Raw genomic sequence first — 22087 nt, forward strand, 5'->3', positions numbered from 1 at the left:
CCTGTACAGATTCATGTAGAACCTGTCCGGTTTTATGTAGAAACGTTATGGTTTGATGTAGAACCTGTACAGATTCATGTAGAACCTGTCCGGTTTTATGTAGAAACGTTATAGTTTCATGTAGAATCAGCACCATCCACATTCATTCCCTGGGACCAATGGTGCTATCATTTATTAGCCTTCGAAACACATAAACTCATATGAAAAAAAGTAGCACCGCAAATACGGTGCAAATTTGCTAACTAATTTAGTTGTAAACTCGATTGGCGATTCTTTCTCTAGCTAGTGATTTATTTCAGCGGAATCCAAATCTCAGAATAATAATCAGGGCTGGATGCATTTCCATTTGAATAGACTTCTAAATCGGGCGTGCCGGCATGTTGATAATGACTAGAAGGGAACCATTCTGAGATGATTTGCTTCCAAACATTTTGCATCGCATCCGGCATCGCACCGTGTACTTCAAATACTCCCCATTTCGACGCAGGTATTTCCAGTTCCATAAGTCCTTCTGGAGTTTTGCCAGTATGTGCGGCTGCAATCCAGTAATCCATTAACGGAGAACCAGGTGCGCGTTTATCGACACATACCCCAAGTACGCCTTTAATAAGGCCATCATTTAACTGAAATAATAAATCATTGGTGCCATCCACATGGACATCATCCCACATTTTAGGGATACCAGATAGATTCTCCCCGTTTTCACAGGAAAATTCCCGCTTCACACCGACAACTTTAAAACTTTCTTTTTCTACAATTTTGTAATTCATAGGTTCTGCTCCTTTCAAATTCACCTGAATTCTCAGGCGGTTATAAGATTTCAGCTTTCCTGTGTAATTACGTGCTTGACTTGGAGTGATACCGTGCTGTCTGCGGAAAGCCTTTGAAAAAGATTCCGGAGTGTCGTAGCCATACTTTAGGGCGACATCAATAATTTTGCTATCTGTTGTAGAAAGCTCTTGTGCTGCTAGTGTTAGACGCCTGCGACGAAGATATTCACCTACAGTTATGTCTGTAAGCACTGAAAAAATACGTTGAAAGTGAAACTCTGATACATTTGCTTGTTTAGCAATGTTTTCAATCGATATTTCTTCTAGTAAATGTTCCTCCATGTAATCGATTGCTTGTTGTAATGATTCTACCCATCCCATATCGCTCACTCCTTATGTACATCGTAACAACAACGTATATGTTAATCCTGTCATTTTCTGCTCTATTCTAACAGTTTTATCAATCCTAACCGAATAATATTTCTGTTAATCTTGATATTTATCCGAAATATTTGTTAAAAATGGACTCCTTTTTAAATGCTGTCAACCTCCAATTTTATTATAATTCCTGGTAATAGTTCTAAAAACTAGTAGATTAGGAAATGAGAGACTGCTGCCCTTTTATAATATGGGAAAGGCAACTATTGTAAGTGAAAATGAAGTATAACGGCAGTAATGAGAAGTATACGTGTTTTCATCTGTAAAATCCTTCCTTAAATATGACAAAAATCGTATGTTACGATGAATTTGCAAATAACGGCAATTTTCAAGGAGGTTTTTTTACATGTTAAACAAGAAAGTACTTTTATCCGTAGCAGCTGCGTCGGCATTAGTAATGGCCAATCCAGCAGTGAATAAAGCAGATGCTGCTTCCTTTAATCCAGTGGTACAGGAAAAGGTTTATGTATATCAAGGCAGTAATATGAATGAGATTAATAGTGTGATAGAAAAATACCTTGCGAGCTTTGGTTTTAAACTGCCAGAAACGACTGTGAAACAGCCAGTACAGACTCAACCTAGTCAACCGGCACAGCCACAGCAGCAGCCTGAGCAGACAACAACTCCACAGCCCGTACAGCAGCAGCCTGTAGAGCAGCCGGCTGAGACATCAACCCAGCCGACAACGACTCAAACGACAAGTGCTCTAAGTGCTTATGAGCAAAAAGTGGTGGATCTAACCAATCAAGAACGTGCAAAAAACGGGCTGCCCGCGCTTAAAGTAGATTTGACACTTAGCAAAATGGCACGTGAAAAATCACGTGACATGTCTGCGAACGGCTACTTTAGCCATACAAGCCCAACATATGGCTCGCCATTTGACATGATGAAAAAATACGGAATCACATATCGTTATGCGGGAGAAAACATTGCTATGGGACAGCGAACTCCTGAAGAAGTGGTAAAAGCATGGATGAATAGCGAAGGTCATAAGAAGAATATCCTCAGCCCGAATTTCACCCATATTGGTGTTGGTTATGTTTCACAAGGTAACTACTGGACACAGGAATTTATCGGTAAATAAGAAGGAAAAGGAGCTTTGTTGAATTCAACAGGCTCCTTTTTCTTTCTCTTTAGATAAGAGATAGTGGTTTTTGATTAAAATAAGCTAGAATTACCCCAACTTTTTGTGTTTGTTCCTTTTCTTTTTGACTGTAAATGCCTATTATTGCTATGTAATACTACGTTACCGATAGATTAATAGGTAAAAAGTCCTGAAAAATTATCCCAATAGGTATTTTCCAGAGATAGAGAATATGATAGTAGTAAAGCCTTTTACAATATCTACGAAAAGCAGTAAGCCCATTAGATCGATTTATAGTAAATCAGTAGAAAAATACATAGGTGAAATCATTCTTTTAAGGGCAGGGATTAATCATGTTAAATAGCCGAACGAGTGCCATATTGCGGGAACTGATAGCCGTTGATTCTCCCATTACGAGTGAATACTTAGCAAATGTAATCCAAGTAACCTCGAGAACGGTACGAAATGACATGAAAGAGTTAGAGACATTACTTTCGAAATATGGAGCGACCATCAAATCAATTCGAGGAGCGGGATACAAACTAAAAATTGAAGATGACAAACAATTTCGGAAGTTCCTGCTTGAAGAATTTCACAGTGAAAAGCTGAAGCCTTCCATGCTGCCCAATTCACCAGACGAACGTGTCCATTATTTAATGAATCGTCTTCTCCTAACAGAAAATTATCTAAAACTGGAAGATTTAGCGGATGAATTATTTATAAGTAAATCGACGGTTCAAAATGATTTAAAAGATGTAAAGAAAATCCTCCAAACGTACGGCCTTTCCTTTGATGTGAAGCCTAACTACGGGTTGAAGATAAAGGGAGAAGAAGTGAAGCTTCGGTTTTGTATGGCAGAGTTTGTTTTTAATAGAGTCCAATCAGAATATGATCTCGATTCATCCTCAATGCCATTAATTCCAATAGATGAAATGAAAATGATTCGGGCAATTATTTTAGAACAGATTAAAGAAAACGATATAACGTTATCAGACATTGGGCTAAATAACTTAATTTTCCATATAGCGATTGCCTGTAAGCGCATTATAGACGGAAATTATGTCATTTTAGGTAATGAAAAACTAAAGGACGTTACAACTCAAAAAGAATTTAGCGTCGCCAGTAAGATTGTTCGAGATATTGAGAAAAAGATGAAAGTAGATTTTCCTGAAAGTGAAATCGCCTACGTTGCAATTCACTTGTTAGGGACGAGGATGATCAGGCATTTAAATCATAAAGACGGTGATATTCGGAATTACATTGATAAAGATATCTACCGATTAACCATGGAAATTCTCGATTCTATTGAAACCAAGTTAACCTTGGGTCTTAAAGATGATCAAGAATTGATTGTCGCCATCAGCCTGCATTTAAAGCCAGCTATAAGCCGATATCGGTATGGGATGAATTTAAGAAATCCAATGCTGGATGAAATAAAATTCAATTACCCGATTGCCTTTGAGGCCGGAATTATTGCGGGTATGGTGCTGAAGAAAGAACTAGGAATTCATATTGATGAAAATGAAATCGGCTTTCTTGCCCTTCATATTGGGGCTGCAATCGAAAGAAGAGCGATTCATACGGAACCAAAGCGATGTATGATTGTCTGTGCATCTGGTGTTGGAAGTGCCCGGCTATTGTCTTATAAGCTGCAATCAAAATTTGGGGCGAGACTTGAAATCGCTGGCACAACAGAATATTACAAACTAAATGAAGTCCCATTTGATAACCTTGATTTTATCGTGAGTACTATACCTATTAAAGAATACTTGCCTGTACCTATTATCGTGGTGAACACATTTCTCTTAGGGACTGATTTTGAAAAAGTAGAAAAGGTCCTAGAGGAAAGAAAACATGGAACCTTAGAATATACGAAAAAAGACCTCGTTTTTCTACAAGAAAAGCTGGAAACCAAAGAAGAGGTTCTCTCCTTCTTATGTGAAAAACTAGAAACACTAGGGCTGGTCGATTCTACCTTTATTGATGCAGTACTGGAAAGAGAAACCTTATCTCCGACTAGTTTTGGGAATTTAGTTGCGATCCCTCATCCCATCACGCCGAAGACGAATTCTACCTTTTGGGCTATTTGTACATTGCAAAAGCCTATCGACTGGGGCGGGAAAAGAGTGCAGTTTATTTGTCTATTAAGTATAGAGAAAAACAGTTCATCCTATCTGCAAAACATGTATGCTTTGCTAGTCAATATCGTGGAAGATATACGAATCGTACAGCAGCTGATAAAGTGCAAAACGTATGAGGAATTCTTAGAAGTATTTTAACTTATGTGTTTTTTACTAAAGCCAATGTGCCCGTTTTAAAATACATTGGCCTTTTTTGTGTGCTGCGGGAAAAGCACCTAATCTTTTCCGGAGGGCAACGGAAAAAGCTTGTGTGTAAATGTAAACGTTTCCAAAATAGAATTTAATTACGAAACAAAATTCAATAGAGGGGGAGTAGAAATGAATATCTTACTTTGCTGTGCAGCAGGTATGTCTACAAGTTTATTAGTATCTAAAATGCAGAAATGTGCAAAAGAGCAAGGAGTGGAAGTAAGAATTTGGGCTGTTTCAGGAGACTCTGTTCATAAGCATATTAACGAGGCAGATGTACTCTTGATAGGTCCACAGGTTCGCTATTTATTACCTCAATTAAAGAAACTTGGTGAGGAAAAAGGAATTCCGGTTGACGTCATTAATACGGTTCATTATGGAACGTGCAATGGGTTAGAGGTTCTTAAATATGCACAACAATTAGTTTCTAAATAAGGGAGCGTGAATGGGATGAGTAAAATAAATAATATCCTAGAAAATAAGATTATGCCTGTCGCAGGAAGGATTGCAGGACAACGTCATTTACAAGCATTACGTGACGGGCTCATTTTGACCATGCCATTGATTATTGTTGGGTCATTATTTTTAATTTTAGGTTTTCTCCCAATTCCTGGTTATGCCGATTTTATGGCAGGTATATTTGGGGAAGCGTGGCTTTCAAAGCTGCTATACCCAGTAGGAGCTACTTTCGACATTATGGCACTGATCGCAGCATTTGGCATTGCCTACCGGTTAGCTGAAAAGTATGGAGTGGATGCCTTATCGGCAGGGGCCATTTCCGTTGCTGCCTTTTTGTTGGCCACTCCCTATCAAGTGTCATTTTTACCAGAAGGGGCAAAAGAGGCCGTTATGGTAGGAGGAGCGATTCCTACTGCATTAATGGGAAGTAAGGGACTATTTGTGGCGATGCTAGTCGCTATGCTTTCTACTGAAATTTATCGATTCGTTGTTCAAAGGAATATTGTTATTCGTATGCCTGATGGAGTTCCACCAGCTGTAAGTAAATCATTTATTGCCCTTATTCCAGGATTCTTTGTTATTGCTATTATTTGGATTCTACGATTAATCATAGAGCAAACTTCTTTCGCAAGCCTCCACAATATTGTTGGAGAATTATTAGGGAAACCACTTGGCGTACTTGGCGGTAGTTTAATAGGCAGTCTTGTTGCTGTGCTGCTTATACAATTGCTATGGTCCTGCGGGCTGCATGGTGCCTCTATTGTAGGCGGAGTTATGGGACCTATTTGGTTATCATCCATGGATGCCAATCGAATCGCTTTCCAGGATGGTCAAACTTTACCGAATATTTTCACTCAACAATTCTTCGATATCTTTATTTATGTAGGCGGCAGCGGGGCAACCCTAGCGCTTGTCATTGCCATGCTTTTCTGGGCAAAAAGTCAGCAGATGAAACAATTGGGCCGATTGGCAATTGGGCCGGGAATCTTCAATATTAACGAACCAATTACCTTTGGGATGCCAATCGTCATGAATCCACTTATGATTGTTCCGTTCATTTTAGCTCCTATGGTGATGGTTATAACCACTTATATCGCGATGTCAACAGGGTTAGTAGCGAAGCCGGCAGGAATAGCTGTTCCTTGGACCATGCCGCCAATCATCGGTGGATATTTGGCAGCCGGAGGAAAAATTTCGGGAGCACTTCTTCAAATCGTAAACTTTGTTATCTGTTTTGGAATCTACTATCCATTCTTCAGAATGTGGGATCGACAAAAGCTAGCGGAAGAGCGCGGCGTTTCATCTGACAAGAATTTAGATGGGAATGGCTTTACTGCGTAAGGAGGCACTATGACGAAACTTGTGATAAATGCGGATGACTTTGGTTATTCAAAAGGAGTTAACCTTGGAATTATCGAAGCATATAAAAATGGTGTTGTTACGTCCACTACTATGATGACCAATATGCCGGGAGCTGCACATGCTGCAGCTCTTGCATTGGAAAATCCAGGATTAGGTGTCGGAATCCATCTTGTCCTAGATTGTGGTTCACCAGTAAATGAAGACGTTCCTTCTCTCATCAATGAGGATGGATTCTTCCATAAAATGAACGACTTGGTGAAGACTGCAACTGCTTTGGATATTGAAAAAGAGTATACAAGTCAAATAGAAAAATTCCTTTCCTTTGGGTTACAGCCTACACATATCGATAGTCATCACCATCTCCATGGACATGAAAAGATCTATCCCATTGCTGCTAAACTCGCAAAGAAATATAATCTGCCGGTTCGTAAAGTTTCGGCAGACCCAAAACATATCAGTAATGAAGAATTACAAATGGTTCAATATTTCAGTCCAGATTTTTATGGGAATAACCTGTCAGCTGATCATTTAATAGAGCTCGCAATTAGAGCTTTATCCTATGAAACTGCTGAAATCATGACACATCCTGCCTATATTGATGAACAGTTACTTTCTGGAAGTTCATATGCCTTGCAGCGTGTAAGGGAACTTGCCATATTGACAGATAAAAAGGTTCTGCAGGCATTTGAAGATAATAAGATTCAATTAGTGACGTATAAAGAAGCTGGCTGGCAATCTTTTGTTTAGAAAGGAGGGAAAAATGGTGATGATTTCAGAGCAAACCATATTCCAAATCATTCTTCATGGCGGGAATGGGAAAAGTTCGGCAATGGAAGCCATCGCTGCAGCAAAAGAAGGGAACTTTGTTGAAGCGAACAATAAGTTAAAACAGGCCTCGGAAGCATTAAATGAGGCCCATCATGTTCAAACACAATTAATTCAAAATGAAGTGAACGGGACAAAATCTGAAGTATCTTTATTAATGGTGCATGCCCAGGACCACTTGATGAACGCCATGACCGTAAGGGACTTAGCCGTGGTTATGGTCGATTTGTATGAATCAATCTCTAAAAAGGAGGTACATAAAGATGAGTGAAGGAATTAAAATTGTTACCATCGGCGGGGGCTCCAGCTATACACCTGAACTAATAGAGGGTTTTATTAAGAGATATGAAGAACTTCCTGTACGCGAGCTTTGGCTCGTTGATGTTCCAAGCGGGGAGGAAAAGCTTAATATTGTCGGAGCATTAGCAAAGCGTATGATTGAAAAAGCAGGACTGCCCATTGAGGTTCATCTTACACTAAATCGCAGAGAGGCTTTAAAGGATGCGGATTTTGTTACAACCCAATTTCGTGTAGGCTTATTAGATGCACGTGCGAAGGATGAAAAGATTCCCTTAAAGTATGGCGTAATCGGCCAAGAAACCAATGGTCCCGGGGGATTATTTAAAGGATTAAGAACGATTCCTGTTATTTTAGATATTTGTAAGGATATGGAAGAGTTATGTCCGGACGCCTGGCTGGTTAATTTTACAAACCCAGCAGGAATGGTGACAGAAGCTGTTTTAAGATATAGCAATATTAAAAAGGTTGTTGGATTGTGCAATGTTCCTGTAGGGATGAAAATGGGAATTGCTAAGATATTAGAAGTCTCTGCAGAACGAGTTCATATTGATTTTGCAGGATTGAATCATATGGTCTTTGGATTAAATGTTTACCTAGATGGAATCAACATTACTGAAGATATTCTTGAAAAACTAACCAGTCAGCAATCAGGAATTACCATGAAAAATATTATTGATCTTGGCTGGGAGCCGGAATTCATTAAAGGATTAAAGCTCCTGCCATGTCCGTATCACCGTTACTACTATCAAACGAGAAGCATGCTAGAAGAAGAGTTAGATGCATTCAAAACCGTTGGAACGCGGGCAGAGGTAGTCAAACAAGTAGAAAAAGAATTATTTGAGCTATATAAAGATCCTAACTTAAGTATTAAACCTCCTCAGCTTGAAAAACGTGGAGGTGCCTACTATAGTGATGCCGCGTGCAATCTAATTAACTCTATTTACAATGACAAGCGTGATATTCAGCCGGTGAACACGAGAAACAATGGAGCCATTGCGAGCATTCCAGATGACTCTGCTGTTGAAGTGAATTGTATCATTACAAAAGAAGGTCCTAAGCCTATAGCGGTTGGCGATATGCCGGTTGCAGTCAGGGGTCTCGTTCAACAAATTAAATCATTTGAACGTATTTCTGCTGAAGCCGCGGTTACTGGAGACTATAACACCGCATTACTGGCAATGACGATTAACCCATTGGTGCCTTCTGATAAAATTGCAAAACAGATTCTAGACGAAATGCTGGTAGCACATAAAGAGTATTTACCGCAATTTTTTAAAGAACAGAAAAGTGAAGTTGTTTAAGCTAATGGGAAAGAGACAATCGGGAATCTGATTGTCTCTTTTTTTTATCCAACTCAACAAAAAGCGACAATAGTCTATCTAACCAAACGTTTGATTAAATCTTAAGCCATTCCTTAATAGGAGTTTACTTTTGCCTATTTCCCGGAAAATTTTTTGTCGATAGTTGAGGTTTATCAATCTATAAAAATCTACAAATATCAGCAATGTGTAAAGGAAATAACAAAAAATCGACATGTTCCTGTAATTCCTATGACACAACTATTTGGTAACCTATTATAAAAATGCCAAAATTGTTTAGGAGACTAAGAAATGAGAAGGAGAAAGAGGCGGAGGCTTAACTGGCGAAACATAATAGGCTTGCTATTATTTATAATACTTATCGCCGGCGGAATCTATGGGTTTACAGTTTATCAATCTTTTAATAAGGCCGTAGCCACCATGCATGAACCGCTTGAGGGTAAACAACAAAATAAAGAGATTCAGCAGGAAGCTTTAACTAAGAAAGAGCCTTTTTCTGTATTAATGCTTGGTGTCGACGAGCGGGAAGGCGATTCAGGCCGTTCGGACACAATGATTGTATTGGCAGTGAATCCAACCAATCAATCGATAAAAATGCTGAGTATTCCAAGGGACACCCGAACAGAAATTGTCGGGAAGGGGACGGAAGATAAAATCAACCATGCTTACGCATTTGGCGGTGTTTCCATGGCGGTCGATACGACAGAGAAATTCCTAGATATTCCGATTGATTATTATGTGAAAATCAATATGGAAGGCTTTAAGGATATTGTTGATACCGTTGGAGGTATTGACATGGAGAATGAGTTTGCTTTTACAGTGGATGGGGTTGAGTTTCCTGCTGGTAAGATTCACCTGAGCGGTGAGGAAGCGTTACTTTACATAAGAATGCGATACGATGATCCGAATGGAGATTTCGGCCGCCAAGAACGCCAGCGCCAAGTGATTCAAGCCGTGATAAAAGAGGGAGCAAGCCTTTCGAGCTTATCAAAAGCGCCAGAAATCTTCCAGGCGATCGGCAGCAATGTCAAAACGAATTTCACCTTTGAAGAAATGATGGAAATCCAAAAGAATTATAAAGAAGCAGGAAGAAACATTGAACAGCTGACGTTACAGTCAGAAGGAAAAATGATTGATGAGATCTACTATGGACTTGTAACGATCGCAGAACAGATGCGTATTCAGGATGAATTGAAATCACAGTTGGAAATAGATATTGAACACTGATTGTAATAATATAGAAAACACGCTTGGGTGAATTTAACTCAGCGTGTTTTTTTTTAGGCCATGTTAAAACTGAATGTTGATTTCACTATGCTTGGAAAATAAGTGGAGGATTTCCGTTTAATTTAGAAAATACACATATTTCTTTAATAATAAGCGGAGTTTTTCCACTTATTGTATTCAATTCCTTGTATTTAGACATATTTTAAGCAAATAACTGGAATTTCTCCGCTTATATCTGCTTTGTAAGCTCCCTCTAGATACAATAGACGGAAAATCTCCGCCTATGATTTTCTCAAACCTATACAAATATCAAAAATAAATAAAACAGAGAACCTTAATAGTCTAATAGTTGCAAGAAATTACCCCAATAGCTGTAAAGGTATTAATGAGATTAATATATTTATATAGAACATTTAGAAAGTTTTTATTTTTCGAGGAAGAGGGATAGTATGAATCGAACTAGAAAAGAATGGCTTGGAAAAGTTGTCAAAAGTTCTGCAGCAGCATTTATGGCTATAGGGGTGCTTTTTCCTCAAATTCAAGGCGAGTCTGTTTCCGCTGCTACTGCAGCTACAACATCATCGGAACAAATCCTGGCTTCATTATCCAAAGAACAGCGTGCAGCGCTAGACAACCTTAAAATAAACCAAAGGAATGGTCTTCAGGGTTTTAGTGAGAAGGATCTAGAAAGCGATAAAGAAATATCCGTCATCGTCGAGTTTAAGTCGATGCCTGAAAAAGCGGCAGTGCTTGAGGCAGCGGCTAAAGGGAAGAGCTTGTCAGCTAAAGAAGCAAAAAACAAGGTGAATCATGAGCATGCTGTTTTTGAGGACGATCTAAAGCAAATTTTGCCTTCCTCTAGAGAGAAAAGTGCTCCTAGTAAAATTACCCGTTCCTTTAAGACCACTTACAATGGAGTATCTATGAAACTGCCTGCTAAAGAAGTAGAATCTCTGCTTCAATCGAAAGTGGTAAAAGCTGTACATAAAGACATTGAGTTCTCCATTGAGCCTCCGCCAGTTAAATCAGAAACCGAAGAGGAATCTATTAAAAGAGTAGAAAGTATCCCTTTCTTAGGTGTGGACAAGCTGCATAAAGAAGGGATAACAGGAAAAGGAGTAAAAGTTGGGGTAATTGATACGGGTGTTGATTATACTCATCCGGATTTGAAAAATGCTTTTAAAGGCGGTTACGATCTAGTCGATAACGATGCAGATCCAATGGAAACCACCTACGACGAATGGAAAGCTTCAGGCAGGCCAGAGGTAGATGGAAATCTATCAACCTATTATACCAACCACGGTACGCATGTATCCGGAACTATAACCGGCCAGGCGGAAAACACAGGCGGTGTCGCTGTAAAAGGAATTGCCCCTGACGCGGAGTTGTACGGATATCGTGTATTAGGACCATATGGAACAGGGGTTACTGAGGATATTCTAGCGGGAATCGAAAGAGCGGTTACAGATGGGATGGATGTTATTAATCTATCATTAGGTATTCCAATCAATGATCCACACTACCCTACAAGTACGGCCATTAACTATGCAGTATTAAATGGGGTGACGGCCGTTGTTTCAGCCGGGAATAACGGGCCAAATTCGTATACACTGGGTTCCCCGGGAGCAGCTGCACTGGCATTAACAGTCGGGGCGAGCAGTACACCGATTCCAGTGGCAAAGTACACAGGTGTACTTTCCGGCTCTGATACAGAATTTGAACTAAGCAATCTTTATTCAGATTTCGTAACAGACCTTAGTACCTTTAATGGACAGATATTAGAAGTGGTTGATTTAGATGTTGGAAGAGAGACAGATTATTTGAATAAAGATGTAGCCGGAAAGGTTGTTTTTGTGAGCACAGGGGTTATTGGAACACAATCCAAAACTGTGTATGCAAAAAACCATGGAGCTCGTGCCATCATTGCTTATAGCAACATTCCGAATGATGGTCCGACACCATTTGTAAAAGAAGATCAAAACTTTATTCCTGCCTTTTCAATGAGTTATGAACAAGGGTTGGAATTCAAGGCGAAATTGGCTGCAGGTCAAACCGCATTAACCTTTAATAATTATAAGGAAGCAGCAACAGAAGGTGATAAACTCGCATCATTCAGCTCACGTGGACCATCACGTAATAATTACGATATCAAGCCTGAAATCACAGCACCGGGTGTAAGTGTTTTATCAAGTGTGCCGGCTTACTCCATTTATAAGAATGACCCATCTAATTATCAATTTGCTTATACACGGATGTCTGGTACATCGATGGCTGCTCCACACGTTGCCGGTATTTCAGCATTGCTGCTGCAGGCTAATCCTGAACTTCAGCCAAGTGATATTAAAACAATCTTGATGAATACAGCAAAGCCTTTGTCAGAGGATTATAGTGTTTTTGAAGTAGGAGCTGGACGAGTTGATCCTTATCGGGCTGTTCATACAGGAATGAAGCTTCAAGTCCAAGATGAAACAGTAAACGACAGTATTGTAATAAAAGAAGAAACAGGCGGACTCAGTTTCGGAAATTATTATGTAGGTGAGGATTTATTCATTGAAAAATCTATCAACCTATCAAATTTAGACAATAAAAAGAAAAAATTTGATGTGACTGTTCAATACCAATCCAATGTAAAAGGTGCCAATGAGGCAAAAGCAAACGGCGTAAAAGTAGCAGTGCCGCCGGTTATTCCGGTTCACTCAATGAATACAAAGAAAATTCCGGTTTCCATCACGGTTCCGACAACGGCAAAGGCTGGAATTTATGAAGGCTATCTGACCATAACAAACCAAGATGATAAAAACGAACAATATCGGATTCCATTTAGCGTGCGGACAACAGAAGAAGGCTTTAACTCAACATCGTTATCTAATTTTGCTATCTCACCACCGTATTTACATGTGAAACGCAACTATGGGGCTTCTTCTACAACAGACTTAGTTGCCAATTTTAAATCACCAATGAAAAGGTTGGATTTTGTCCTTGCAGACGGAAAAACTGGAGACGATATTGGCTATTTAGGCTGGATTCCTACAGAAAACGCCTATGATGGCCTCACTTATAATTTTGGGACAGTGTTTGACGGAACCTATTATCCATACACTGGAAAGGAAGAGGCACCGATTTCTTTTAAGAAGAGTTATGCCAAACCAGGACACTACAAAATTAAAGTAATCGGTACAAGTGAACGAGACCGAACGTTTACCAGTGTGAATGACCTCTTTATTGATCACAACAGTCCAGCTATTACTACATCTTTGGATGAAAGTGAATCACCGGTTGTGGAATATCAGCCCGGACAAACTACGGTTCCTCTTCAAGTCAAAGTAAGTGATTCTGAAATGGAACAAATGAAAGCAGCAGGACTGGATGTATCAAAAGCAATAAAGCTAAATTATTCTATTAACGGCAGCTACAATCCTGTTCTTCCTGTAGCCGAGGATGGCATGATTCAGCTAAGTGTTCCGATGAATGAAACGAACCCATTCCTTCGTTATACCATTAATGGTTTAGATGCTGCGAACAACACAACAGAGAAGAGAAACTACTATTTTGTTAAAGCAGGTACACCTTACGGGTATATTAAGACTGATAAAAATAACGTAAAAATGGGAGAAACCGTCTCAGCCACTCTTGTTTTAAATAACGTCGACAGTTTGAAAAATGCAGAGTGGACACTTCCAAACATCGGTCAAGGCTTTGAGCTTATAGAAACAAAGCCAAATGAATCATTAGCCGGAAATGCCCAGGTAAGTGTTGAAACAACCGGTAATACATCAAAGGTCAAATTAACCGTGGATGAAGCAGTGAGCGGAAACGTGCAGGCTATTGATTTGACGTTAAAAGTAAAGGATACAGCTTTTATCGTAAATGCAGTAGTGAATCCAACGGTCGCCTATACAAATGAACTTGGCAAACTTATTTCCCTTTCTTCTGCGGGAATGGAATGGCAGATTCAGCCGACTTTCTCTGAAGTATATGGCACCTTGAGAGCAGAGGGTATTGCCTACAATGCAGATTGGAGAAAGCTGGGTGCCACAATCCAATTAATAGATGAAAATGGAACAAAGTACGATGGAACATCTACGATGGCAATCTTTGGTGATTATCGTATTTCTAAGCTTCCAATCACGAATACGCACTTTGTATGGGAACTGAAGGTTCCAGGGCATTTTACGATGAAGCGCGTTATTCCTGTAGGAGTAGAGAAAAATGGTGTCCTATGGGGGCAATTGCTGCAATACTTTAGCGACAGGCCGTTAGCTGGGGATGTAAACCAGGATGATGTTATTGATATCCGGGATGCAGCTGCCATTCAACAAGCATGGGAAACAAATGATCGAGCTGCCGATATTAACTTTGACGGAATCGTCAATGCAAAGGATATGCAGTTTGTTGTCACCAACTATCTAAAGCAAAATCCTGATGGTGAAAAACCGCCGGCACCGGTAGAACATGCTGATGGGAAAACGCTCCAAGATATTTTAAATGAATTGCAAATATCATTATAGTTCATAGTTGAAAAACGCTATTCTTCTAGAGTTTGGAGGAATAGCGTTTTTGTTAGCTGTTCAAGGTTTGATAAGGGATCTTTAAGGATAGAATTTTCTTAGAACTTATCTTCTATTAAAAAGGGGATTCAAAGAGAATGAAGAAGTATAAGAAAGCGGTAATTTTTGCAGCAGTTTTCTTGTTTATTTTGAACGGCTGCCAGGATAGTAATCATAATCTAAACGAAGAACAGGTGGTGAAAGAAGCGATGAACCCTTCAGTCTATATAGATCCGTCCATAGACCTTTCTAGTGAACAAATGACTTCCATTATTATCGAGTTTAAAACAAAACCAGCAAAAATAGCAGTATTAGAAGCAGAGGCAAAAGGAATACCGTTATCTTTAGAGGAAGCGGAGAAAGAGGTAGAGGAGAGTCACGAAGCGTTTCAAAAGGAGCTTCAATTATTACTTGCTGACAATCAAATACCATATAAAGTTAGGAACACCTATAAGACTGCCTTAAACGGCGTTTCGATGGAATTACCGGCAAACGAAATCAAAAGATTAGCTGAATCCTCTTCTGTTATTGCAAAAATAAATCCAAACAGAAAAATTCACCTCGACCCACCGATTTCCCCACGAACTCCACATTAACCGAAAGTTTTAGACTAAACGGCCTCATTTGGCCGTTTTTTTATTATGGCCCTGTTATAACTGAATGTTGTTTTCACTGTGTTTGAAAATTAAGCGGAGAAATTCCGGCTAAATCGAAGAATACCCATATTTTTTTAAAAATAAAGGAAGGTTTTCCGGTTATATGATCCAAATCTTTGGATTTAGCCTTATTTATAGCAGTTAGTCGGAATATCTCCCCTTATATCTGCTTCTTAAGCAACCTTTTTAAGAATAGCAGGAAATTCTCCGCCTATGTATTCTCATATCTACGCGATAATCAACAATGAATAATAACATGGAATCATAGTTAATCCAATAGTCCCGATTAATAACCCCAATGGCACTTATAAAGGAGAAAAAACGGTGATATGGAATAGTATCATAGTAGTTTTTCAGTATGCATGACTATAAAAAAGGCGAACTATGAGAAAGCGGGGGTTATATGAAAGGGCATTTAAGATTTAAAAAGGCTGCAGCCATGGCATTATCAGTTAGTTTACTTGCAGCACCTGTTCCATCAACATTTTCAACATACGTATCAGCAAAGGAGTTTAAGGCTGAGGACATACTCGCAGCCTTAACAAGTGAGCAGCGGGCTGCACTACATACCTTGCAAACATCTGAACAAACAGGGCTTAAATTAGACCCATCTGTAAATTTAGATAGTGAGGAACCAGTAAATGTCATCATTCAGTTCAAAGAAAGTCCAGTTAAAACAGCTAAAGCAGAGAGCCTCGTAACAGGAAAAACCTTTTCAATTTCAAAGGCAAAAGAGAATGTAGAATTCTCACATAGCCAGTTTCAAAAGGACATCGAATCTATCTTTGGAAAAGAGAAAAAGGGACAAAAAGATACATACAAAGTAAATCATTCGTATAAGAATGCCTTTAACGGTGTCACAATGACCTTGCCAGCGAGTCAGGTAAAAGAATTGTTAAAATCTGAAGTCGTTAAAACGGTGTGGAGTGATTTAGAGGTCAAGGTTGACCCGCCAGTAAAAGTAGAGAGCAAAAAGTCAATTCCGACTACAAATCACTCATCTGGCATCCAACAACTGCATGAAGAAGGCGTAACAGGAAAAGGAATCAAAGTAGGAGTAATCGACACCGGAATCGATTATAATCACCCAGACCTAAAAGAAGCTTATAAAGGCGGATACGATTTTGTTGATGATGACAGTGATCCGATGGAAGCAACGTATCAAAATTGGAAGGATTCGAATTGGCCGGAATATTCCTCCAATGGAAATACTTATTATACTCTCCATGGAACGCATGTAGCCGGGATTATTGCCGGTAAAGGGACCAATTCAAGTGAATTTGCGACAACAGGAGTTGCTCCGGAGGCAGATTTATATGCGTACCGTGTTCTGGGACCTTATGGAACGGGGATAACAAGTGATATTATTGCTGCCATTGATACGGCAGTTAGTGACGGAATGGATGTCATTAACCTATCCTTAGGAGCAGCGATTAATGATCCGTTTTATCCAACTTCGATTGCCGTTAATCATGCTGTGTTAGCGGGAGTTACCGCTGTAATTGCAGCGGGAAACAGCGGTAATGGAATGAAAACACTCGGATCTCCAGGAACCTCCACTCTTGGACTTACAGTAGGTGCAAACGATACCGCAATAACGGTACCATCCTATAAAGGAAGCATAGGCAGTATAGATGTAAGTTTACGATTGATGGCAAGAAATTTAACGGATGACTTATCCCTGCTTGACGGGAAAATTTCGATTGTGGATGTTGGCTTAGGACAAGCTGCCGACTATACAGGAAAGGATGTGAAAGGTAAGGCCGTTCTCATCTCCCGCGGGGAAACCTCGTTTGATGCCAAGATTAAATTAGCCAAAACGAAAGGTGCAGCAGCTGTTCTTCTTTTCAATAACATTGCCAGTGAAGGGCATATTCCATTTTATATCGGTGAAACAGCCAATTACATCCCGACATTTTCGTTAACGAATGAGGAAGGATTATTGGTGAAAAATCTAGCATCATCTCAGGCAGAAGTGTCATTTACCAGAGATGGAGAATTTACCATTGATGGTGGAAATTTAGCAGATTTCAGTTCACGCGGGCCATCAAGAATTCAATATGAAATAAAACCAGAAGTAACGGCTCCAGGTGTATTTGTACGTTCAACCGTTCCGTCGTATGCGAATGGGGCATCTTATCTAGGAAACTATGAAGTTGCCTATCAACGACTTTCAGGGACATCAATGGCCTCGCCATATGTAGCCGGGGTAGCGGCTTTACTTTTACAGCAACAGCCAGATTTAACACCAGATGAAATTAAAAGCATTGTCATGAATACTGCTGACCCGCTTAAGAAGGATTATAGTGTTTTTGAAGCAGGAAGCGGACAAGTAGATGCGTATGAAGCGGTGCATTCACAAATGGAAATAATGGTTGAGAATCCTTCTGTAACGATCACAAATGGAGAGGAAGAAGAAATCATCTCCAAGTCAGGAGCGCTAAACTTTGGTTCCTCTCTTCATACTGGTGAGAAAATCACTGAAAGCCGAACCATCACTCTAACCAATCATGATAAACATCCGAAGACCTTTGAAGTAAAAGTGGAATTTCAAACGGACTTGAGAGACTCTAAGGATGCTCTGAAAAATGGTGTTTCATTAGATGTGGACAAGAAAGTTATCACTGTTCCTGGCAACAAAGAAATAAAATCGAACGTATCCATCGTTGTTCCTGGTTTGGCTGAAATTGGCTCTTACGAAGGATTCGTCACCTATGTGAACAAACATGATCGAAGTGAAGTCTATCAAATTCCATTTGCTTTTGTTGTAACAGAAGAAGGCTTCCACAGTATGAAGGCAGATCCCAATGTCTTGTCATCTGACTATGTAAATTATTTGCCATATGTAACATACAAAGCTGGAATTTCATTTAATTCGAAATCTGTCATGGAAACCCTTGATTTTGTTTTATTGGATGGAAAAAGTGATAAAGAAATCGGCTTTTTAGGAACTCTTGATGTTAAATCCTTAATCGAAGATACTGAGTACTATGTCAATTCGGTGTTCCAGCGGACCTATTTCCCTTTCACCGGGGATCCAAATCAGCCAATTTCAGACAAAAGTGTACCAGTTCCATATGGTCCGGGACATTATAAGGTGAAAATGATTGGAACCAATAAAGAAGGAAAAACATTCTCAATGACCGACGATGTTATGATTGATATTACAGGTCCAACCTTCACAACGGAGTTAGCTGAAGGAGTGATTGAATATGAGCCTGGCACAACCTCCTATCCTATTAAAGGATCAATCATCGATCAGTCGTTTGAGGGCTATAAAAAGCTGGGAATGGATGTGGATCAATCACGTAATCTATTATTAGAAGAATACAATGCACCATTTATGACAAATCTTTTCGCCGTAGATGATGCAGATGGAAACTTTACTTATACAATGAAACTAAATCCGGCTGCAAAGAGTGATACGCTTGAACTGGCAGCATACAACTCTGCAGGTATTGGAACTGAATATAAAAAATTCACCTTTGTACCGGAAGGTTCACCGTATGTATACGGAAGTACAGCCAACAAAACTGTAAAAATGGGTGAGAATATAAAGCTTACCCTGACGGCAAATAATGTGACAGAAGCTAAAAAACTTGTATCAAGTTTCACTTTTATGAAAGATGCAGTAGAAGTAGTGGAGGTAAAAGCTCATCCAGCAATAGAGGAGCAGGGGCAAGTCGCGATTTCAACCCAATTGGTCCCATCAGGTTCAAGTAAAACCATATTAAATGTAAATCTAGAGTTAGTGAAAGGAAAGGTATCAGGAGATATCCCATTTGCAGAAGTTATTCTGAAAGTAAAGGATGAAACATACAAGATTCATTCTCCTTTTAGTAATCCAACAGCCCTTTATCAGAATGAAAAGGGTATAAGTACATCGATGGTTTCTGCCGTTTCGGACATTTGGATTGTGCCGTCCTTTTCAAAAATTTCTAGTAATCTGCCAGCACCACAGCCGCTTAGAAAAGAAAATAGTGCATCGTGGAAGCCGAGTATTGACCCTTCAGCTATCGGCATTGAGTTGGCCGTGAGGGATCAGGCAGGTAATAGGTATTCAGGTACGATTAGCCGGTCGGGTCAAATGAGTGTAGAAAAATTACCGCTAACGGTGAATGAAATGGAGTTCTCGATAAATATTCCAGGGCATTTTACCGTATATCACCCCTTCCAAGTAGGGTTTGTTAATGATCAAGGTACAATCACTGGCCATTGGAATATGGAAATATATACTGATGCCGCGATTCCAGGCGATGTGAATAAAGATAACGTGATAGATATAATGGATGCCCTTTACATGGAAGAGAAATGGCAAACAGCTGAACGTCATGCTGATATAAATTTCGACGGTATTGTAGATGCAAACGATATGAAATATATTCAAGAGCATTACTTAAAGAAGAATCCAACACTTAGGACAGCACCTGAACCATTAGAAATACATGAAGGGAAAACCTTAGAGGACATCCTTGAAAAGTTAGGATTAAAATAAGAAGAAAGGACTGGGGGATTTTCATCCCCAGTCCATTTTTGCTTTTTAAAATAGCACAACTTATGATGAAATTAATGAAAAAAGTAATGGTTGACTCTGTGGTGCACCCCACAGTTTATGATATAAGCGGGAGGGAGAGAATCTGTACAAGATTAGTGATTTTTCAAAGATGACGGGCTTAAGTAAAGAAACATTACGCTATTATGCTGAGGTTAAGCTGCTGGAACCTGCTTTCATTAATCCAGAAAATAATTATCGCTACTATGATGATGGCAGTTACTTTTTGGCGATTCTTTTAAAGAAACTAAGGAGATTTGGCTTTACGATACAAGAGATGATTTCCGTGATGGAGGATGAGTCCTTCGCTCATTTAGAAGACTTATTAGTAGAAAAAAGAAAGAATATCCAGGTACAAATTGAAGACCTTCGTCTTCAATTAGAAGAAATAGATGAATTTATCGAATCTGGCAGGGAGGAACAGGAATGATTCAGTGGAAAGAAGAAACTATCATTGAAGTTAATATTGAAAAGGTGTGGAGTTTATTTTTTGATAAAAATATTAAGAAAATCATGCCGAAGGTGGAAGAACACACCCTTATTGAAAAAACGGAAGCAGAAGCGGGGGCAAAGCATCAGCAAAAATACCGTGAAGGAAAGCGCGTCGAAACCTATATTGTTGAAACACTAGCCTTTGACGATACACCGGATAAAAAGCATAAACAAATAAGCTTTGTTTTAGGAAAGGCATTTAAGATTACCTTAGGCTTTACGTTAGAAAAAATCGATGAGCAGCACACAAAATTTATTTATGAGGGAATCAATGAAGGAGTAAATTTTGTTGGCCGTGCCATGCTGAAACTTGGCAGTGAGAAAAGCAACAATATTGTGGTAAAGGAATTCATGGAAAGGGTAGAACAAGAAGCGCTAAAAGCATAAAGAGAGAGTGAATCATTTTTGTTCACTCTCTCTATCTTTGATTGTTATGTAGCAGTTGATGACCGATGAGGCATTACGACGTACCCATTTGCTTTCTGTGATTTAAGAACTTTAATCAATTGGTCCTGAAGGGAGGCGTTACAGGTTACCTCTATGATAACCTCACTTTTACTTTTTGCTAGAATGTTCATTTTCTTTTTATTGACAACTAATTCAATTATCAACCCCAGGAAGAAACCACCTGCTAGACCGATTAACCCCCATATGATTGGTCCCCAGTGCCATTTTAAACCATATATAGAACCGAGAACCGCAAAGATCGTTCCGCCCATCATAGCACCGTCAAGAACACTTCTCCCATCTACACGATGAATCGTGTCAACGATATGTATTTGCGAGTCTAGGTTTTCTAGAGGTAATGCCACGATATTTTGAGGGGGAACTCCCAACTTTTCGATCTCATGGATAATAATTTCCACAAACGGCGAATGATCCATGGAAGCAATTATTTTCGTTGAATTGTCGTCTAATTGAATAGGTTGTTGTTTCAAGTTTTCATCCCTCACCCTTAGAAACCGTATTTGCTCAATATCGTAAAGTGTATTATTTTCAGTCACCGATACATATGCCTGATAGATGGCAAACGCATACATTGAAGGCAAGAATAAAAACCACTGCCAATCTACAGCTGTGGCTGCTTTATCAAAATCCCCTAAGACTGAATGGAGAAAGGTACGAACAGCCGCAGCCTTATAGCAAACAAAGATCCACCAAGCCAAAACAAATGTACCAACAATCGTACTTCCGCCATATAATTGCCCCAGCCCAGGTGTGAAGAAAGACCAGAGCGAACCCACCAAGGGACTTTTCTTGTCAAGAATGACAACATCAAAAAAACTGACATCTGAAGGTGTGACAGGTGCATCTTCAATTTCAGACAGAACGTGAATTTTTTTGATTTCAACTGCACAGCGGTAGCTGTCCCAGATGCAATATATATACACTGCCACATAAAGAAGGGCCCAGTCATGGTTTAATACAGACTTTGCCTCATCAAACCTGCCAAGAAAGGAATAGACAATTGCCATGTTTAGATGAGATAAATTGTTAACCACAAGCTCCCAGATAATTAGAATAAAACCATGCAGATACTTACCGATAAACATGTGTCCAAATCCAGGGAAAGCGGCCGACCACCAGGCTGCAATCCAAGGAGGGCGGGGGTACATTGAGTTTGTACCAAAGACGGATATTTCCCCTTTAGGGTATCGAGGTTTTATGCTGGCTGACTGGAACTTCTGATGTGGCATAGATACTCTCCTTCGGCACATGTCTCCTA

Annotated in this window: 15 protein-coding genes; 13 read left to right on the forward strand and 2 right to left on the reverse strand. The window is 39.5% G+C overall.

The features are described 5' to 3' along the window. Positions 1 to 290 precede the first annotated feature (290 nt). The gene (locus tag SFC47_RS16225) at positions 291 to 1151 is read right to left on the reverse strand and encodes an AraC family transcriptional regulator (RefSeq protein ID WP_411255347.1); all 861 of its coding nucleotides are present in this window, start codon (positions 1149 to 1151) and stop codon (positions 291 to 293) included. Positions 1152 to 1554: 403 nt separating this feature from the next. Between SFC47_RS16225 and SFC47_RS16230 the strand changes: the two genes are divergently transcribed. The 13 genes from SFC47_RS16230 to SFC47_RS16290 all read left to right on the forward strand — a co-directional run bounded on the left by SFC47_RS16230 (position 1555) and on the right by SFC47_RS16290 (position 20748). Further along, on the forward strand, positions 1555 to 2292 hold the full coding sequence (locus tag SFC47_RS16230) for a CAP domain-containing protein (RefSeq protein ID WP_411255348.1): 738 nt from the start codon (positions 1555 to 1557) through the stop codon (positions 2290 to 2292). 353 nt (positions 2293 to 2645) lie between these two features. Then, positions 2646 to 4571 (forward strand): BglG family transcription antiterminator, encoded by a 1926-nt coding sequence (locus SFC47_RS16235; RefSeq protein WP_411255349.1) that lies wholly within the window; start codon positions 2646 to 2648, stop codon positions 4569 to 4571. 180 nt (positions 4572 to 4751) lie between these two features. Continuing rightward, positions 4752 to 5057, forward strand: coding sequence for a PTS sugar transporter subunit IIB (locus tag SFC47_RS16240; protein ID WP_411255350.1), 306 nt, complete (start codon positions 4752 to 4754; stop codon positions 5055 to 5057). 15 nt (positions 5058 to 5072) lie between these two features. Beyond that, positions 5073 to 6422, forward strand: a complete 1350-nt coding sequence (celB, locus tag SFC47_RS16245; protein ID WP_411255351.1) for a PTS cellobiose transporter subunit IIC — start codon at positions 5073 to 5075, stop codon at positions 6420 to 6422. Between the two features lie 9 nt (positions 6423 to 6431). Continuing rightward, positions 6432 to 7190 carry a chitin disaccharide deacetylase gene (gene chbG / locus SFC47_RS16250; RefSeq protein WP_411255352.1) on the forward strand — a complete coding sequence of 253 codons (759 nt, stop codon included), beginning with the start codon at positions 6432 to 6434 and terminating at the stop codon, positions 7188 to 7190. A gap of 19 nt (positions 7191 to 7209) precedes the next feature. Beyond that, positions 7210 to 7539 carry a PTS lactose/cellobiose transporter subunit IIA gene (locus SFC47_RS16255; RefSeq protein ID WP_411255488.1) on the forward strand — a complete coding sequence of 110 codons (330 nt, stop codon included), beginning with the start codon at positions 7210 to 7212 and terminating at the stop codon, positions 7537 to 7539. Beyond that, complete coding sequence (locus SFC47_RS16260; RefSeq protein WP_411255353.1) at positions 7532 to 8869, forward strand: 6-phospho-beta-glucosidase; 1338 nt, start codon at positions 7532 to 7534, stop codon at positions 8867 to 8869. Before SFC47_RS16255 ends, SFC47_RS16260 begins: the two co-directional genes overlap by 8 nt. Positions 8870 to 9178: 309 nt before the next feature. Further along, positions 9179 to 10114 (forward strand): LCP family glycopolymer transferase, encoded by a 936-nt coding sequence (locus SFC47_RS16265; protein WP_411255354.1) that lies wholly within the window; start codon positions 9179 to 9181, stop codon positions 10112 to 10114. Between the two features lie 449 nt (positions 10115 to 10563). Then, positions 10564 to 14622: a S8 family serine peptidase gene (locus SFC47_RS16270; RefSeq protein WP_411255355.1), complete on the forward strand. Its 4059-nt coding sequence runs from the start codon at positions 10564 to 10566 to the stop codon at positions 14620 to 14622. Between the two features lie 137 nt (positions 14623 to 14759). Then, positions 14760 to 15257 carry a protease inhibitor I9 family protein gene (locus tag SFC47_RS16275; protein ID WP_411255356.1) on the forward strand — a complete coding sequence of 166 codons (498 nt, stop codon included), beginning with the start codon at positions 14760 to 14762 and terminating at the stop codon, positions 15255 to 15257. Positions 15258 to 15720: 463 nt separating this feature from the next. After that, positions 15721 to 19812 carry a S8 family serine peptidase gene (locus SFC47_RS16280; protein WP_411255357.1) on the forward strand — a complete coding sequence of 1364 codons (4092 nt, stop codon included), beginning with the start codon at positions 15721 to 15723 and terminating at the stop codon, positions 19810 to 19812. Positions 19813 to 19963: 151 nt separating this feature from the next. Continuing rightward, positions 19964 to 20299, forward strand: a complete 336-nt coding sequence (locus SFC47_RS16285; RefSeq protein WP_411255489.1) for a MerR family transcriptional regulator — start codon at positions 19964 to 19966, stop codon at positions 20297 to 20299. Next, the gene (locus SFC47_RS16290; protein WP_411255358.1) at positions 20296 to 20748 is read left to right on the forward strand and encodes an SRPBCC family protein; all 453 of its coding nucleotides are present in this window, start codon (positions 20296 to 20298) and stop codon (positions 20746 to 20748) included. Before SFC47_RS16285 ends, SFC47_RS16290 begins: the two co-directional genes overlap by 4 nt. A 44-nt stretch (positions 20749 to 20792) precedes the next feature. On the opposite strand, the gene SFC47_RS16295 is transcribed toward SFC47_RS16290, so the two are convergent. Then, positions 20793 to 22058, reverse strand: a complete 1266-nt coding sequence (locus tag SFC47_RS16295; RefSeq protein WP_411255359.1) for a hypothetical protein — start codon at positions 22056 to 22058, stop codon at positions 20793 to 20795. Positions 22059 to 22087 lie beyond the last annotated feature (29 nt).

The organism is Neobacillus niacini (assembly GCF_046591715.1).
Taxonomy (GTDB): domain Bacteria; phylum Bacillota; class Bacilli; order Bacillales; family Cytobacillaceae; genus Neobacillus; species Neobacillus niacini_L.

Coding starts and splice junctions, on each gene's coding strand:
- SFC47_RS16225 (WP_411255347.1), bottom strand. CDS start 1,151: ATGGGATGGGTAGAATCATTACAACAAGCAATCGATTACATGGAGGAA.
- SFC47_RS16230 (WP_411255348.1), top strand. CDS start 1,555: ATGTTAAACAAGAAAGTACTTTTATCCGTAGCAGCTGCGTCGGCATTA.
- SFC47_RS16235 (WP_411255349.1), top strand. CDS start 2,646: ATGTTAAATAGCCGAACGAGTGCCATATTGCGGGAACTGATAGCCGTT.
- SFC47_RS16240 (WP_411255350.1), top strand. CDS start 4,752: ATGAATATCTTACTTTGCTGTGCAGCAGGTATGTCTACAAGTTTATTA.
- celB (WP_411255351.1), top strand. CDS start 5,073: ATGAGTAAAATAAATAATATCCTAGAAAATAAGATTATGCCTGTCGCA.
- chbG (WP_411255352.1), top strand. CDS start 6,432: ATGACGAAACTTGTGATAAATGCGGATGACTTTGGTTATTCAAAAGGA.
- SFC47_RS16255 (WP_411255488.1), top strand. CDS start 7,210: ATGATTTCAGAGCAAACCATATTCCAAATCATTCTTCATGGCGGGAAT.
- SFC47_RS16260 (WP_411255353.1), top strand. CDS start 7,532: ATGAGTGAAGGAATTAAAATTGTTACCATCGGCGGGGGCTCCAGCTAT.
- SFC47_RS16265 (WP_411255354.1), top strand. CDS start 9,179: ATGAGAAGGAGAAAGAGGCGGAGGCTTAACTGGCGAAACATAATAGGC.
- SFC47_RS16270 (WP_411255355.1), top strand. CDS start 10,564: ATGAATCGAACTAGAAAAGAATGGCTTGGAAAAGTTGTCAAAAGTTCT.
- SFC47_RS16275 (WP_411255356.1), top strand. CDS start 14,760: ATGAAGAAGTATAAGAAAGCGGTAATTTTTGCAGCAGTTTTCTTGTTT.
- SFC47_RS16280 (WP_411255357.1), top strand. CDS start 15,721: ATGAAAGGGCATTTAAGATTTAAAAAGGCTGCAGCCATGGCATTATCA.
- SFC47_RS16290 (WP_411255358.1), top strand. CDS start 20,296: ATGATTCAGTGGAAAGAAGAAACTATCATTGAAGTTAATATTGAAAAG.
- SFC47_RS16295 (WP_411255359.1), bottom strand. CDS start 22,058: ATGCCACATCAGAAGTTCCAGTCAGCCAGCATAAAACCTCGATACCCT.